This is a genomic window from Terribacillus saccharophilus, assembly GCF_046592895.1.
Taxonomy (GTDB): Bacteria; Bacillota; Bacilli; order Bacillales; family Amphibacillaceae; genus Terribacillus; species Terribacillus saccharophilus_D.
The window spans coordinates 169344-185892 of record NZ_JAWVPU010000002.1 but is presented as its reverse complement, the minus strand read 5'-3'; the positions used below and the strand labels follow the sequence as shown (position 1 = coordinate 185892).

Here is a 16549-nt window from a genome sequence, read left to right as displayed (position 1 = left end):
CCTAGAAAATGGGTTTCACCCAGTAAAATGAAATGATGAGTACGTGCTGAGTAAGAAGAAGTTGATGATGAGGATAAGGAAGGCTGCAATAGCATAAACAGCCAAGCCCTTGCCTCTCACTCCTCTTGCTAAGCGCAGGAACAGATAGACAGCGTAGACTGCCAATACAACCAATGATCCGATTGTTTTCCAATCAAACCAATAAAAAGCGGCAGCCGTTGTATATGCCCATACAATACCCATGACGATTGATAACAACAGCAATGGCGTCCCGATCGTAATGGAGGTGAAAGTGTATGTCTCTAGCTTGCCCAAGTCACCGAGTCTTGTCCACCATCTATACCCTTTTTTCTGCTTCAGAAGCTGAAACTGAAATAAGTACATGACAGCAAAGACAAATGATAGTGTAAAAAAGCCATAAGCCAGTATAGCTAACGTTATATGCGCGATCAGCACTTCATCCATGAACGGTATCGTCTGTGTTGTCGGCTGCTCATACGCGGAGCTTGCAATATATAATAACATCATAAAAAAGCCGACCACATTCAAAAAGAAGGTGAGAAAATCGACTTTGTAGATGCGATTGATAAATAAAGAAAGCGACACGAGGACCCAAGCATAAAAATATAAGCCTTCATATACGTCCTTTACCGGCAGTCCGCCATGTGCAATCATTTCCTGCAATAAAAAAAGGCTCTGAAAGAACCAAACAAATGTAAGCAAACGGAAGGCGAAAACATTCGCCTTCCGATTCTTTTGTATAAAATCGATAAAATAGCTGAAAATGCTGGCTGCATAAAGTAACAAAATGATTTCGTAAAGATAAGCGGGTACCTGCATTTTAAAAGCCCTTCTTTTTATCTGGTTGTGGAAGCACTTGGTACAGACTGGAATGTCTTGGTTTCTGAACGATCCAGTTTGATGATATTATTTTGTTTATCGAGCACTGCTTTTTCGATACCGAAGATCTCAGCAAACTGCTGGATGAGTTCCTCGCTGTTTTCGCGGCCAGCAAGCTCTTTCGCCTGCGTGATCGGCTGCTTGAGCAGCTGGTTGATGATACTTTTCGTATGCTTGTTCAGCACACGCTTATCACGTTCGCTAAGGTCCGGCAGTTTTCTTTCCAAGCTTTTCATCGTATCGGCCTGGATGGCAGCTGCTTTGCGGCGAAGCTCAGAAATAACTGGCACAACACCCAATGTCTGCAGCCACAATTTGAAATCGACAATGCCGCCTTCGATCATGATTTCTATCTTCTCGACTGCTTCCTGACGGGCAGCCAAATTGGCATCTACCACGTTCTGCAAATCATCGATGTCGTATAAGAACGTGCTGTCAAGTTCATCCACATCCGGATTGATATCACGTGGAACCGCAATATCCACCAAGAATAAAGGCTGTCCTTTTCGTTCTCTCAATATCGGCTGAAGTAATTGTTTGTCCAGCACATATCCTGGTGCACCAGTGGAACTGATGACAATATCCGCATCATGCAATGCGCCAGCCAATTCGTCCCATCCAGCAGCTTTACCATTGAATAATGCAGCAAGCTGTTCGGCTTTTTCTTTCGTCCGATTTACGACCGTAACATCTTTGACGCCCGAACCGTGCAAGTTTCTTGCAGCCAGTTCCCCCATTTTACCAGCGCCGAGGATGACGATACGTTTGGATGAAATATCACCGAATATCTTTTTGGATAGCTCCACCGCAGCATAGCTGACAGAAACAGCATTTTCACCGATACCTGTCTCCGTATGCGCGCGCTTTGCTAATGTAACAGCTTGTTTGAACAACTCATTATACACCGTTCCGGATGTATGAAGCTCCTGCGCTTTTTGGAACGAGCGCTTCAGCTGTCCGAGGATTTGCGTTTCCCCTACCACCATGGAGTCCAGTCCGCTTGCGACCCGGAACAAGTGCTCCATAGCTCTTTCATCCTCATGAAATGTAAGATAAGATGCAATCTCGTCTTTATCGATTCCGAACCATTCAGACAAGAATTTCTTTATATAATAGCGGCCGGTGTGCATTTGATCGACCACAGCATAAATCTCCGTACGGTTGCAAGTCGAGATGATGACATTCTCAAGCATGCTTTTTTGATTGGAGAGTGCTTGCATCGCTAAGCCAAGCTCTTCTTCCTTGAAACTTAGTTTTTCTCTAATTTCAATCGGGGCTGTGCGATAATTGATTCCTGCAACTAACATGTACATTCCCTTTTCCCCCTTGAAAACATGTCGCTCTTTCCAGTATAACACTATGGCATTTCCGTCCGAATCAAATTTGTGAACAGAATCGTAAACAATTGTGTTAGGATAAAGTATGTGTTTCATTTTTAAATGTTTGTGAATGATTTCATAAGTACATATTACAAGTTAACACAGCTAGTCATGATAATCAACGATTTAATCTTATTTAATAATTATTATTATGTGGAGAGATGTTATGACGAAGAAAAATGCTTTTATTGGATTTTTGCTATTGGGAGTCGGCGCTTATTTCTTATTGCGCCAGTTACGGGTTCCCTTATTTGTCGATTTTTATTCATGGCCGACGTTATTAATCATCATTGGCGCTGCACTATTATTGCATGCTTATCTTACGAAAGATCATAAAAACTTATTCGCCGGCTACTTCATTCTCGGCTTGGGCATCCATTTTCACGGCCTGCGCCATTACAGCTTCTGGACTGACAGTTGGGGAGCTTATCCGTTATTGGCCGGTGCAGCATTATTCCTATCAGCACTTAAAACGAAGAAAGGCTTTATTTGGGCGATACTGCTGCTCGCCCTCGGTATTTTCACGATTGTATCACCAAAGCAGCCGGCTTGGTTCGGCTGGCTTGATCAGGCTGCGGGAATCATTGGCGATTTTTGGCCGGTTCTGCTTATCCTGACAGGCGCTTACTTGCTATTCCGAAAAAAATAACCGTACAAGCTAAGGCTTGTACGGTTATTTTTCATAGGAAATGTTTCAATACTCCCCATGCTTCCTCTTTTCCTTCTCCTGTTTCAGAAGAAAACGGAAGGATGATATCTTCTTGCTCAAGCTGCAGCTTATCGGCTGCCCGCTTGATGTGCTGGACACGTTTCCCTTTTGGAATTTTATCCAGCTTCGTTGCCACAACAACGACCGGAAGCTCATAATGCTTCAGGAAATCGTACATGGTTACGTCATCCTTGGTCGGCTCATGGCGAATATCGACAAGCAGTACGACTGCCTTCAGATTTTCACGCTCCGTGAAATATTCTTCCAGCATCTTACCCCAAGCGTTACGTTCCTTTTTGGAAACTTTGGCATAACCATAACCTGGCACATCGACGAAATGGAAGCGATCATTGATCTTATAAAAGTTCAATGTCTGTGTCTTTCCTGGCTTTTGGGATGTGCGCACCAAGTTCTTGCGATTGATCATCTTATTGATAAAAGATGATTTTCCTACATTCGAGCGGCCGGCCAAAGCAATCTCCGGCATATGCGTCTCCGGATATTGCTTTTTCGATACCGCGCTGATTACTATTTCTGCTTCAGTTACTTTCATTTTTATCTTCCACCAATGCGTATTTTAATACCTCATCAAGATGGCTGACTTTGATAAACGTCATGTCTTGCTTGATTGTATCCGGTATATCCTCCAAATCCCGATCATTATCGGCTGGGAAGAGGATCGTGGTGATTCCTGCCCGATGCGCACTCAAACTCTTCTCTTTCAGGCCGCCAATCGGCAGGACACGTCCACGCAGGGTGATTTCCCCTGTCATGCCGACTTCCTTCCGCACTGGTCTTCCAGTCAGTGCACTCGTCAGAGCAGTGGCAATCGTGATTCCAGCGGATGGACCATCCTTCGGTGTTGCCCCTTCCGGCACATGGATATGAATATCATATTGTTCATGGAAAGATGGATCGACTCCGAGTTCTTCCGCATTGGAACGGATATAGCTGAAGGCCGCTTGAGCGGATTCCTTCATTACATCGCCAAGCTTTCCGGTAAGAGTCAATTTTCCTTTACCAGGAGACAACGAGACTTCAATGGATAGTGTATCTCCGCCAGCAGTCGTGTAAGCAAGACCTGTCGCTGCGCCAACTTGATTCTCCTCTTCCATTAAACCATAACGGAAGCGTGGGCGTCCAAGTAATTCTTCCACTTTCTTCGCAGTCACCGTCACGCGCTTCTTATCTTCCGATACGATGATCCGCGCCACCTTGCGGCAAACCGCTGCCAGCTGCCGCTCCAGCCCGCGGACACCAGCTTCCCTTGTATAACGGCGGACGATATGTTCGAGCGCTTCATCCTTCATGACGATATTCGTTTTTTTCAAACCATTTTCTTTGATTTGCTTCGGCAACAGGTGTTCCTTCGCAATGTGCAGTTTCTCCACTTCTGTATAACCCGCAATACTGATGATTTCCATCCGGTCAAGCAGAGGCCCTGGTATCGAACCCAGATTATTGGCAGTCGCAATGAACATCACATTGGAGAGATCATATGTCTCTTCGATGAAATGATCACTGAACGAACTGTTTTGTTCCGGATCAAGTACTTCAAGCATAGCTGAAGACGGATCGCCTCGGAAGTCATTGCTCATTTTATCGATTTCATCAAGCAGGAAAATAGGATTGGTCGTTCCTGCCCTGCGCATGCCTTGCATGATGCGGCCAGGCATCGCTCCGACATACGTACGGCGATGGCCGCGGATTTCCGCTTCGTCCCTCACACCACCAAGCGAAATGCGGACGAATTCGCGATTGATCGCTTTGGCAATGCTTGTCGCAAGTGACGTTTTTCCGACTCCAGGAGGTCCGGCCAAACAAAGAATCGGACCTTTCAACGAATTGGTCAGCTTCTGCACGGCCAAATATTCCAATATTCTTTCTTTCACTTTATCCAAGCCATAATGATCTTCATCCAATGTGGCCTCGGCATGCGGAATATCCAGATTATCTTCCGTCTGCTTCTTCCATGGAAGTGCAATCAGCCATTCCAGATAATTGCGGATGACAGAGCTTTCAGCTGAGCTCTGCGGTACACGCTCATAACGGCGCAATTCCTTTTCGGCCACTTGCTTCATATGATCCGTCATATCGGAAGATTCGATATCCGCACGGAATTGTTCGATTTCCCCGGACTTTCCATCGCGGTCTCCAAGCTCTTTTTGAATTGCTTTCATCTGTTCCCGCAAGTAATATTCCTTTTGAGTCTTTTCAACGGATTGTTTTACACGCTGGCCGATTTTCTTCTCCAGATCCAGAACTTCCCGCTCGTTCGTGATGATCATGATGATGTGACGCAAACGTTCTTTGACATCCTGCATCTCCAGGATCTCTTGCTTGTCATCAAGGCGCAAGGACAAATGGGACGTGATCAAATCCGCCATTCGGCCTGGTTCTGTTACATCCGTCAAAGTAGCCAATGTCTCTTGGCCGATTTTTTTTGAAACCTTTATGTATTGCTCGAACTGTTCCAATAAAGCACGCATCAGTGCTTCTTCTTCGTTCTTTGTGCCGTGCTTGTCTGTTCTTTCCATGATTTCAACCATGAATTGCTTATCATCCTCGATAAAACGGACGATTTCAGCACGATATAAGCCTTCCACCAAAACCCGCATCGTCCCGTTCGGCAGCTTCATCATCTGGTTGACTTTTGCGACTGTACCGATATGGTGGATTTCCTCTTTCTTCGGTTCATCCAAATCCACTTCTTTTTGGGCCGCCAAAAAGATTGTTTCCCCTTCCATCATTGCACGTTCCAATGCGTGGACGGATTTTTCCCTTCCTACATCTAAATGCAAGACCATCGTCGGAAAAATGAGCAATCCCCTCAAGGGTAAAAGAGGCGTTACCAGTGTCTTCTCTTTTTCCATCGTGACACCTCCAAATGTCTGTCTTCTTCAGTCCTTCTTAAAGTATATACACAACCGCTGCACCGTACCCATACTTTGTGAAAATCAAGAAAAAAATCCCTTGCCACCAACTGTAACAAGGGATTTGCTGTACATGATCATCTGCTTGTCAGATAAAACTTATGCACTCTCTTTTGGAGATTGCTGGTTCTCATCTGTAACTGTACCATCATGCAGTACAAACTTCGGACGGCCGTTTTCAAGCAGTACTGTGTCTTTAGTTATGATGCATTGTTTGATGTCATCACGTGATGGAAGATCATACATGATATCAAGCATGATACCTTCCATGATGGAGCGCAAGCCACGTGCACCAGTTTTACGTTCGATAGCCAATTTAGCGATCTCACGAAGCGCATCTTCCTCGATTTCCAGTTCCACTGAATCCATTTGGAAAAGCTTCTGGTATTGTTTCACCAATGCATTTTTAGGTTTTGTAAGGATCTCGACCAAGGCTTCCTCATCTAGCGGCTCAAGGCTTCCGATTACTGGAAGACGGCCGATGAACTCAGGGATGAGACCGAATTTCAATAGATCCTCCGGCAATACTTTAGATAGGTATTCACCTTGGTCAAGTGTTTGGTTGCCATCAGCAGCACCAAAACCGATTACTTTATTTCCCAGACGGCGTTTGATGATCTGTTCGATACCATCAAAAGCTCCGCCGCAGATGAACAATACATTCGTTGTATCGATCTGGATGAATTCTTGATGAGGATGCTTACGGCCGCCTTGTGGCGGTACGCTTGCTACCGTACCCTCAAGAATCTTGAGCAGTGCCTGCTGCACACCTTCACCGGAAACATCACGTGTGATGGATGGGTTTTCGGATTTACGTGCCACTTTATCTATTTCATCGATGTAGATGATACCTTTTTCAGCTTTCTCCACATCATAGTCGGCAGCTTGAATCAGTTTTAGCAAGATGTTCTCAACATCTTCCCCAACGTAACCTGCTTCTGTCAAAGAAGTTGCATCCGCAATCGCGAACGGTACGTTCAAGATTCGCGCCAATGTCTGAGCAAGCAACGTTTTACCGCTACCAGTCGGTCCGATCATGGCGATATTACTCTTGGACAATTCAACATCATCTGAACTCTTACCGGAATTGATGCGTTTGTAATGGTTGTAAACCGCTACTGCTAGGTTTTTCTTCGCTTTATCTTGTCCAATGACGTAATCGGATAGGATTTCGCGGATTTCCTGTGGTTTCGGAATCTCTTTGAATTCTACTTCTTCTTCGTTTCCAAGTTCCTCTTCCACGATTTCCGTGCACAAATCAATGCACTCATCACATATATAGACGCCTGGTCCGGCTACTAATTTACGTACTTGGTCTTGGCTTTTGCCGCAGAAAGAGCACTTGAGCTGCCCTTTTTCTTCATTAAATTTAAACATCATTTCACCCCTCGAATGTAATATCTATATATGATATCTCGAAAGATCAAACACATTCTGGATGCGCCCAGCCTTCCTTTAGCCAATCATATCAGATAAAAGCAGTATTAAAAAGCAAAACACTTTTTCCAACAGTATTAGCCAAAATGACCGCAGGTAAAACCCTGCCTTGAAAGATTTCTCCTTCATTTGTCATATTGACAAATCCTGCATACGCGAAAAAAGAGGTACGTTTCATTATGGAGTTTTTTTATAAAAAGTCAAATCATATGTATGTAGTGTATGTAAACCAGGAAAGCGTTCATGCACGTAATTCCACAGAGAGAGCAATAATCCCTCCCTGGAAAGTACGGTAATTTTTAGAAAAACAAGGCACAGTGATTGCTGCCTTGTTTTTCTGTTATGTCTTATGCAGTTTTGCTGTTGTCCACCAAAACGTCGATTGCTTTTTGGAATTTAAGATCGTCTTTGATAGCGTCTGTGTTTCCACCAAGCATTTGAGTCAATTGCTCTTTGTCAGTTTGGTACATTTCAGCCATTTTATCTAGCTCTGCGTTAACATCCTCGTCAGTCACTTCCACGTTTTCCGCTTGCGCGATCGCTTCAAGTGTAAGGTTTGTTTTAACACGTTTGCCAGCATCTTCTTTCATTTGCTCACGAAGTGCCGCTTCATCCTGACCGGAGAATTGTGCGTACATTTCAAGCGTCATGCCTTGCATTTGCAAGCGCTGTTCGAATTCACGGACCATGCGGTCAAGCTCAGTATCCACCATTGCTTCCGGGATTTCCACTTTCGCGTTGTCCGTAGCTTGGTTGATCAGTTGCTCGCGTTTGTTATTTTCCGCTGCATTTGTTTTTTCTTCTTGCAGACGGTTCTTTGTTTTTTCACGAAGCGCATCCAAAGATTCAACTTCTTCGTCTACGTCTTTTGCAAATTCGTCATCAAGCTCAGGAAGTTCCTTCGCTTTGATTTCATGGATTTTCACTTTGAAGACTGCTTCTTTACCAGCAAGTTCAGCTGCGTGGTATTCTTCAGGGAATGTTACAGTGATATCGGATTCACTGCCGGATTCCTTACCTACAAGCTGTTCTTCGAAACCTGGGATGAAGCTGCCGGAACCAATTTCCAAAGAATGGTTCTCTGCTTTACCGCCTTCGAATGCTTCACCATCAGTGAAACCTTCGAAATCGATTACGACTGTGTCGCCCTCTGCTGCAGTTCCTTCTTCTTTGACAACCAATTCAGCTTGTCTGCTGCGAAGTGCTTCGATTTCACTTTCCACATCTTCGTCAGTTACAGTAGTATCTTCAGCTGCTACTTCAAGACCTTTGTAATCGCCAAGCTCTACTTCTGGTTTAACAGTTACAGTAGCTTTGAAGATAAGTTCTTTGCCTTGTTCGATTTGCTCAAGATCAACATCCGGCTGTGCAACAGGCTCGATGCCAGTTTCTTCAACCGCATTCATGTAAGCTCCCGGAAGAACGATATCAATCGCATCTTGGTATAGGGATTCCACACCAAAGCGTTGTTCGAAGATTTTACGTGGTACGCGTCCTTTACGGAAACCTGGTACCTGAACTTGTTTAACAACTTTTTGGAACGCTTGATCAAGCGCCTTGTCCAATTCCTCAGGAGATAGAGTGATCGTTAAGATACCCTCGTTCTTTCCTTCTGTTCTTTCGAATTTTGCTGACATAATATTCCCTCCAACATCTATCGTTTCTTACCTGTTAATCGTTCTCAATTCTAGCATAATATAAGTTATTAACTAGTACTGGTTTACAACCATCTCATTATAACATATTCATAGTCGCTTTCAACACTTACGATACGGATAGTGTCATTCCTCGGCGACCGTCAGGTATTTTGCCTCGAAAGTGATGATTTCTTCCATCATCGTAGCGATTTTCTGCGCTTTTTCCTCCGTGACAGCCGGCTGCTCGATCTGCAGATAGCTGCTTGCAAGCTTCTGCAAGGCAGACGCCAGTACTGCACTATCCTCTTCCGTAGGCATCATCGGATACTTTACATACATATAACGGTACAATAGTTTGTACACCAAATCGTAAAGCGAAGGGTTCTGCTGCTCCAGAAGATGCAAATGCTTCAGTACACTTTCCATCCCATCCGACTTATCCACCAGTTCCAGATCTTCCGGAACAACGGTTTGCGTTTCTTTCATCTTATGTATGGTGACGGGGAATTCGATTTCCTGTTTGACAAGCCATTCCAGCACGGCTGTCTGCACGACCGGATCTGCTTCTTCATCCAGCAGATAAGCTTCCATTTTCTGCACATGCGGACTGACATCCAGTGAATGACATTTCTGGATCAATCTCCACTGAAGCGCAGCATCCTGGTCGCTGCGCGCTTTCTCAAAATTATGTATAAGCTGATCGGCTGTCGTCTGGCTTTTGTCTTCCGCCATTTTACGGCTGACTTTCTGCAGCTGGTCGAATGACGCGCGAAGCGGTGTTGGTATGTTTTCCCGTGCATACACCTCATCCAGCAGTTCCACCACTTCTTCGTAGCGGCCAAGCTGGAACAGCAAAGTCAAATGAATATGTAAGTATTGCAGATAATCCTTATCCTTTGCAGCTAATAGCTGTAAGGACATCTCTTCGGCCTCTTCATGCCTGCCAAGCTCCATCAAGCAAATCAGCCGCCCAGTAAGTATTTCAGGCTGGCGGTATCCGTATTCGAGCAGCTGTTCAAATTTATCTATGGCTGCGGTATAATTCTTCTCCTGCAGCTCCTTCATTCCTTCCTGCTCCAGTCGTGTCTTCAGACCTGGGAACAGGACAACATTATTCTCTTTATCCATCGGCAACATCCTTATAAGATTTTCAGTTAGGAACCTGATACCAGCTATACCCTTAAATTTATCAAAGAAAACGCAGAATGCAAACTTTTAAATGGGAAAAAGCTGCGAATCCGACAATCCACAGCTTGATTGAACATGCCTGTCACTTCTTCGGCACGTCCACATTCCGCCTTCTGAAAGGAATGACATTCTCCATACTCGGAACCCCGCCATCTTCATCTTCCTCATCCAGGAAATCCAGCAGCCTTTGCTGCATCTCTCCCATTTCCTCTGCCAACGACATTTCTTCATGATTCATCGCATAAATATCTTTTTTGATTTGAAGATAGAATTCTTTTAAAGTTTTATCCGTGTATTGTCCGAGAAGCCGATCGGAAAGCGTGTATTCCTGCTGCAGTTCCAAATCATAGATGCGAACCATGAAGTTCTTTTTCCCAAATGGAACTGAGCCAATAAACCGATAACGTTTCGTTTCATCTAAGTACATAGGACACCTCCATGAAAAGTGTAGCATGTCCCAGCCGCCATATGCTTATTTTCTCCATAATATACAAAAATCTTACATTTATATAATAGAACTTATGCCGGAAAGTACCCATGTCATTTTCGCATGAGAGAATCAGTGTTTGTCACGAGTACACCTTTTCCAGGATAAGATTCGACATGATTACCACTTAAACACGCAGTCTTGATTGGTGACTGCTTATCGCCTTTCAGCCTGATGGCAGACGCATAATGACCGCCAGCATTGATCCTATTTTTCATGATCAGTATATTCCTGACTGGATTGCTGCGGCCTGTGGGGCGGTTTTTACTGTCGGTGTCATTCCTGCCATCCACGCTATTAGGGTGAATCGCAATACCACCTCCGCAACCTTCGATACGATTATTATAAAGAACAACGTCGCGCCATGAGTATGCCCGTACTGCCCATTGAAGCGTTTCTTTCATCACATTATCCGTTATGAAGATGCGTTCATGCCATCTGTCCGCTGTTGCAGAATGCGACCCGATCGCACGACCCCAGCTGCCCTTTTCATCCGATGGGCCGAAATGATTATGATGGATCCAAATATCTTGGCATGCTGTTTGATCAAAAACGGACCCGCCCCATGGAAACACACAGCGAGCTTTTGCCAAATCCAGCTGGATGGCTTCACTATACGCCCGCTCGCCATTCCGGTCATCATAACCTAGAAAACGGCAATTGCGCACTTCCACATCACGTACGGCATTCAATTCGATTGCATGTCCGCCGCCATGCTCCACCAGCTGCAGATCCTCAATGATTATATTCGCAGCATGCGCCAGTACAAAGCTGGTTCCGCCGTGATAAGCAGGATAATTCGCATCCCAAACGCCGCCTTTGATAATCAAATTTCCGTTACCGCTATACGCACGCATACGATTATACAGCCGCAAATTCAGCAGCATCGGACCATGATATTTTTTACGGAACACAGCATCACTGTCTGCTTCCATAAAAGTATTTTGCTTCAGCCGCAATGGTCGGCGCAGCGTATATTGTCCGGGCGGAAAAATTATATGAATTGCCTTGTCAGAACCGGCCATGTTCAATAATTTCTGAATACCCTTTGCATCATTATGTTTGCCGTCCGCTTTTACCAGTGGATGGTCCGTCGCTATCAGCGTACGAGCTGCACGGAAATTCTGTTTTACACCATTGCTGGATTTACTGATATCCCGAAGCCGGTCCGCAAGCTTCACAAAAACATCTGATAGTTTTTCTTTCCTTTTCATTCCGCCACCTCCATCTCGTCTATACTATTAACCGAAATGGCGTAATCTTAACCTTGTATCAAGGAAGAACTGCGAAAGAACGGACAGGAAAGCCTGACGCTTTTTCGGCTTTCGGCACGATATTAAAGATGAATGCCCCCTTGGCCGGCAGCTGATCCAGATTTGTCAGCAGTTCCACTTGATAGGAATCCTGCTCCAGCACATAGTATTCACCAAGCAAAGCGCCATTCTTCTGAAAATCCACTGCTGCATCCGTATCGAATGTCTCGTGTCCGACGGCTTTTATATGTCTTTCTTCATATAGAAACTTTAACGCTTCAATCGACCAACCCGGTGAATGACTATTACCCTCTTCATCTTTATTATCCATTTGCTCTTGATTTGGCCAGCGCTTGCTCCAATCAGTCCGAAGCGCCACGAATGTACCAGAGTCGATTTGTCCGTGTTCCCCTTCGAAAGCAAGAATGTCTGCCTTAGACAATGTGTAATCGTGGTCGGCTGCAGCTTCTGCGGATTTATCAATCACCACAAGCGGCAATACCAATTCTTTCAAATCCAATTCTTCCAGGTAACGTGTATCACGCACAAAATGAATCGGGGCATCCAAATGAGTGCCGTACTGCCCGGGGAAAGTAAATCTCTGGGCAAAGAATCCATCATCATGCGAGAATAGCGTATCGAACTTGGCAGGGGTGAAAGCAGAAAAATGCGGAGAATCAGGTCCGAATGTGTGGGTGAGATCGACCCATTTTTTCTTTCTTAAAACTTCCAACGCGTTGCTTAACTCGTTTGACATGATTAATCACCTCAATAATTTAGAATGATAGCAACAAAAAAGCCCCTTCCCAATAAGAAGAGGCCTGCTAATTTTATGTAGGTCCATTCTTATCTAGTCTGGAATTAGCACAGTACATACAGTCTGTTGCTGAGGATTCATAGGGCCAGTCCCTCCGCCTCTCTGGATAAGAGAATATTCTGTTAATAAAGTATATTTTAAACGAAGAATTTGGTCAATAATCATCAACGAGAAATTGAATACTGCAGAATTACCTAATCAGCCATTACATTCCACGTTTCCTGCAATGAAAAAGAAACATTCTGTGTGTCATCACCAGCTTTCAGTCCTATGCATGTGGACTAATGCAATAGAAATAGCAAGGCGATTTACTTGGCATAATACTGTCAAGTACGATACAAACCCCTTCCTGAAAGTTATACAGAAAGGGTTTATCAGTTATTATCCAATAGAATTTTTTTACTTACTCTTTTGATGTTCGAAACAAAATACCTTCCCATTGAAGCGTTTATGATTAGCTTTGCAATAATCCTCTACCTTTTTAGAAACTTTAATATCACACTTAAAACACTTCGCATTAGAACCAGTCTCTACAGCAGGCACAAACTTGTCTTTCTTATTTAACGAATCGATATGCTCCTGCCTTTGTTTAGGATCGGTTATGTTATTTTCACTTAATATGCGATGCATGCTTAAAATATCTTCATTAGAGAACCTAGGAAATTCACCTTGCACTCTTAACATGTTCATTTTTCTATTTATGTACTCAGATAGTTCGGTATCATATACAATCAAGTCATTAGACTGTATTTTCCTAAGATCTTCATTGACCTTTAGCGTACATCTTCGGGTAAAAGAAACCATAGAAACAATATTCGAATCTTTTATATCCGACAATATCAACTTCATTGCTTGTATATGACCAAAGTTTTGATGAAATGGATTTTTCATCGGAAACCTTCCATTCACACTCCACTTGTCCCTGTTTCGATCTCCATAAATTGTTCCTGCGTAGTTCTTTGTCTCAACTACAAAAATTGCCCAAGAGGTGAAAATGATGTGATCAATTTGAGAATAGCCTGATATGGCTTTTGGATTGCGGAGTAACACATCACTCAAATATCTGCTGCTTTTAGGTAATTGATCGAGCTGTATGTTGATTTTATACTCACCAAGTTCTCCAATCCGCGTTGATGTTATATTAGTACTCCTTTTATTAGACTTAACCTTGGAATTCTCAGATTTTATATTTGATTTTTTAGGTGCCGATAGTTTTTCTAACAACTTTTGCAACAATTGCCCAACCTCTTCTCAACTAGAAATTACAATAATAAATGCATTATTTCTCATGTTAGGATAATTGTACCTTATAGAGTCACAAAATATAAGTTCATTAGACTCAAAAGAAAAGAAACACCTTATAGACGGTGTTTCTTTTAATTCTAGCCCATATAGACACTATCACAAGTCCCTGCTTGCGGCTCATAAAAGCAATGGTCCTTGAACTGACCAGCAAACGGCTGACCGTACCATGTCGGCGGGCATGGTGCATACGGATTGAAATACCAAAGCGCGTAAGCTGCGGGTTGTTGTCTCCAGGACTTCAAATTCCTTTCCGCCAATCTTCTTTCCGAGTCACGTGCCCGCTGATAAAAAACATTTCCTTTTTGTACCGCTTCGAACGAGAAGTTTCCGCCCTGCACCTGAAAGATAACATCATTTATCGATCGCACATCTGCAAAATCCAAACAATCGGCTACTGCACGATTCACGATGACATTCCCGACATAAAGCATTCCTTGAACGCCCTCTCCCTCTGCTTCCGCACGCATCATCCTTGCCATCAAGTCAATGTCTGAACTATTGTATTGGACTCTCGCCATTTTCCTCACCTCAAAACAACGTATGATGAGAGACTTTGTCCGATGTCATTTTATTGTTATAATGCATATTCTGTTTGACTATCTGTGTTGAGTAGTAATCAGTAGATATACAAGAATACAAGAATACAAGAATGCGGTTGTAAGTTATATATCGAATATGACCGTCTAATTTGACGCATAAAAGAAAGACTCCATATGTATTCCCAGCATTACAATTTCTCTCTCCAATAAGGGAATCATTCGTAGTCTTTCGTATCTACTACAATATGAATAAGACTCGCTCCTTCCGGGATTTTTATCATTCTCGCTGGAGAAGGCTTGGGTATGTATCTGCCCTGTTCCTCTTCCACAGCCAAAATAGAACCCAAGGCATCTTTCGCCATGTCAATCGCTTTGGATAAAGTGTCTCCAAATGTAAAACAGTTTTCGATATCTGGAAATGATACCAAATAAACGTTGTCTTCAACTGACCAATCTACCAGTGAATAGTATTTATATACTGCCATTATTTTTCCTCAATTCTTTTCTCTGACTTATTCCAAAAATGTATGTTAGCTTCTCTGCAAAACCCGAAACAAAAATAGCTCCTATGATTTGCACATCATGACGGAGCAGGTATCTTAAAAAGGTAATGCACCCCAAACTGTGACAGATAAAATACGCATTCTGTGGCTTCTTGATATTTCTGTCCAAGTCAGCATCCCATTGACCCACATCAGCTATCGGTAGCATTTGAATATTCTACCGTATGTATATCGAATTCCTTTTGGTAATATCGTTCAATGTCAGCCTGCCAATTTATTGTGGGCGACCCACCAAAACCGTCAATTAAAAATAATTCATTCATTTCAGTAGTCTCCTACGGACTATCTCATACAATATAATCATTTAAATAAATATTTGTAAATCTATAGGATTTATCTAAAAAATAGGATGATGGCAATTAAAGAAATAATTCTGTCTTAGTACATTTTTAAAAGCTGATAAACCGTTTAAAAGGACCAACTTCCACTTTTTCGCCCTTTTTACCCCCAGTTGATATTAATCAATGATAATGAATTCAAGCAAAAAAGAAAAGCGCCAGAACCCTTAACAAGAAGGTTTCTAGCGCTTTTCCGTTTAGCGTCCCAGGAGAGATTCGAACTCCCGACCCACAGCTTAGAAGGCTGTTGCTCTATCCAGCTGAGCTACTGGGACATGGAGCGGGTGAAGGGAATCGAACCCTCGACATCAGCTTGGAAGGCTGAGGTTTTACCACTAAACTACACCCGCGTATTGCTCTTATGTATGTCGTCCTCTCTTAAGGACAAGATTTATTCTACATGATAAAACTATAAGAGTCAACAGTTTTTTTGAAATTAATGAATTGCTCCGGTTTCCCGGAGCAATCGGCTTAATAATACGGGCGGATCATCAAGTAAACGATGACGCCTGTAAGGCTGACATAAAGCCATAATGGCATTGTCCAGCGGGCAATCTTCCGGTGACGAGGCACGTCCATATTCCAGGCACGCGTAATCGATGCAAGTGCAAGCGGTACGATGACTGCTGCAAGTACGATATGCGTGATCAAGATAAAGAAGTAAATCGGACGGATGATGCCTTCGCCCCCGAAACTTGTATCTCCTGATAGATAGTGATAAGACACATAGGAAATCAAGAATAATGCAGTTGTGACAAAGGCTGAATAGATAAAGCGCTTATGCCAGATGATATTCTTTTTCATGATGAAGATCAGTGCCAACAACAGGAAGACGAACGTAAAGCTGTTGAAGATTGCGTTCAGCATCGGCAGGATGTGTACGTCGAACAAATCGAATCCTTCGACAGGTGGTAAACCGCTCAATACGACAACCAATCCATCGATGATGATGGTCAGCCAAATGACAAGCGGACGGTAATTGCGTTTTTTATGATTTGGTTTATAACCGAAATCGGCTTCATTCATATAGAATCACCTCAATTCATTCAAACACTAGTATAACG

The 16549-nt window shown here is 43.4% G+C and carries 17 protein-coding genes, 2 tRNA genes and 1 riboswitch; of the genes, 1 reads left to right on the top strand and 18 read right to left on the bottom strand.

Translation table 11 applies throughout. From position 1 onward, the window contains the following. Positions 1-15: 15 nt before the first annotated feature. Together SFC66_RS06645 and hemA are read right to left on the bottom strand one after the other, a co-directional pair. Positions 16-840, bottom strand: coding sequence for a cytochrome C assembly family protein (locus SFC66_RS06645; RefSeq protein ID WP_411217933.1), 825 nt, complete (start codon positions 838-840; stop codon positions 16-18). Between the two features lie 17 nt (positions 841-857). Continuing rightward, positions 858-2213 carry a glutamyl-tRNA reductase gene (hemA, locus tag SFC66_RS06640; RefSeq protein ID WP_411217932.1) on the bottom strand — a complete coding sequence of 452 codons (1356 nt, stop codon included), beginning with the start codon at positions 2211-2213 and terminating at the stop codon, positions 858-860. Positions 2214-2445: 232 nt separating this feature from the next. Between hemA and SFC66_RS06635 the strand changes: the two genes are divergently transcribed. Continuing rightward, on the top strand, positions 2446-2928 hold the full coding sequence (locus tag SFC66_RS06635) for a LiaI-LiaF-like domain-containing protein (RefSeq protein ID WP_411217931.1): 483 nt from the start codon (positions 2446-2448) through the stop codon (positions 2926-2928). Between the two features lie 31 nt (positions 2929-2959). Here SFC66_RS06635 and yihA read toward each other — a convergent pair whose 3' ends face one another. The 16 genes from yihA to SFC66_RS06555 form a co-directional block, all read right to left on the bottom strand. Beyond that, entirely contained in the window at positions 2960-3541 is a 582-nt protein-coding gene (gene yihA / locus SFC66_RS06630; RefSeq protein WP_411217930.1) for a ribosome biogenesis GTP-binding protein YihA/YsxC, read from the bottom strand. Further along, complete coding sequence (lon, locus tag SFC66_RS06625; RefSeq protein WP_411217929.1) at positions 3528-5861, bottom strand: endopeptidase La; 2334 nt, start codon at positions 5859-5861, stop codon at positions 3528-3530. Before lon ends, yihA begins: the two co-directional genes overlap by 14 nt. 159 nt (positions 5862-6020) lie before the next feature. After that, on the bottom strand, positions 6021-7298 hold the full coding sequence (gene clpX / locus SFC66_RS06620) for an ATP-dependent protease ATP-binding subunit ClpX (RefSeq protein WP_411217928.1): 1278 nt from the start codon (positions 7296-7298) through the stop codon (positions 6021-6023). 407 nt (positions 7299-7705) lie between these two features. Next, positions 7706-8995: a trigger factor gene (gene tig / locus SFC66_RS06615; protein WP_411217927.1), complete on the bottom strand. Its 1290-nt coding sequence runs from the start codon at positions 8993-8995 to the stop codon at positions 7706-7708. 144 nt (positions 8996-9139) lie between these two features. Then, positions 9140-10123 (bottom strand): tetratricopeptide repeat protein, encoded by a 984-nt coding sequence (locus SFC66_RS06610; RefSeq protein WP_411217926.1) that lies wholly within the window; start codon positions 10121-10123, stop codon positions 9140-9142. A 142-nt stretch (positions 10124-10265) separates the two neighbouring features. Then, on the bottom strand, positions 10266-10610 hold the full coding sequence (locus SFC66_RS06605; protein ID WP_411217925.1) for a hypothetical protein: 345 nt from the start codon (positions 10608-10610) through the stop codon (positions 10266-10268). 113 nt (positions 10611-10723) lie between these two features. Next, positions 10724-11884 carry a glycosyl hydrolase family 28-related protein gene (locus SFC66_RS06600; RefSeq protein WP_411217924.1) on the bottom strand — a complete coding sequence of 387 codons (1161 nt, stop codon included), beginning with the start codon at positions 11882-11884 and terminating at the stop codon, positions 10724-10726. Positions 11885-11942: 58 nt separating this feature from the next. Beyond that, positions 11943-12680, bottom strand: coding sequence for a cyclase family protein (locus SFC66_RS06595; RefSeq protein ID WP_411217923.1), 738 nt, complete (start codon positions 12678-12680; stop codon positions 11943-11945). 86 nt (positions 12681-12766) lie between these two features. Continuing rightward, positions 12767-12853: riboswitch (SAM riboswitch) on the bottom strand. A 286-nt stretch (positions 12854-13139) separates the two neighbouring features. Continuing rightward, entirely contained in the window at positions 13140-13976 is an 837-nt protein-coding gene (locus SFC66_RS06590) for a nuclease-related domain-containing protein (RefSeq protein WP_411217922.1), read from the bottom strand. 146 nt (positions 13977-14122) lie between these two features. After that, the gene (locus tag SFC66_RS06585) at positions 14123-14563 is read right to left on the bottom strand and encodes a cell wall hydrolase (RefSeq protein WP_411217921.1); all 441 of its coding nucleotides are present in this window, start codon (positions 14561-14563) and stop codon (positions 14123-14125) included. A 236-nt stretch (positions 14564-14799) separates the two neighbouring features. Next, complete coding sequence (locus SFC66_RS06580) at positions 14800-15069, bottom strand: type II toxin-antitoxin system HicB family antitoxin (RefSeq protein WP_411217920.1); 270 nt, start codon at positions 15067-15069, stop codon at positions 14800-14802. Further along, positions 15056-15295, bottom strand: a complete 240-nt coding sequence (locus SFC66_RS06575; RefSeq protein WP_411217919.1) for an alpha/beta hydrolase — start codon at positions 15293-15295, stop codon at positions 15056-15058. Before SFC66_RS06575 ends, SFC66_RS06580 begins: the two co-directional genes overlap by 14 nt. After that, positions 15279-15410 carry a hypothetical protein gene (locus SFC66_RS06570; protein WP_411217918.1) on the bottom strand — a complete coding sequence of 44 codons (132 nt, stop codon included), beginning with the start codon at positions 15408-15410 and terminating at the stop codon, positions 15279-15281. Before SFC66_RS06570 ends, SFC66_RS06575 begins: the two co-directional genes overlap by 17 nt. A 276-nt stretch (positions 15411-15686) precedes the next feature. Further along, positions 15687-15760, bottom strand: a tRNA-Arg gene (locus SFC66_RS06565). A 1-nt stretch (position 15761) separates the two neighbouring features. Beyond that, a tRNA-Gly gene (locus SFC66_RS06560) sits at positions 15762-15835 on the bottom strand. A gap of 121 nt (positions 15836-15956) precedes the next feature. Next, positions 15957-16511 carry a DUF420 domain-containing protein gene (locus tag SFC66_RS06555; protein ID WP_038561925.1) on the bottom strand — a complete coding sequence of 185 codons (555 nt, stop codon included), beginning with the start codon at positions 16509-16511 and terminating at the stop codon, positions 15957-15959. Positions 16512-16549: the final 38 nt, after the last annotated feature.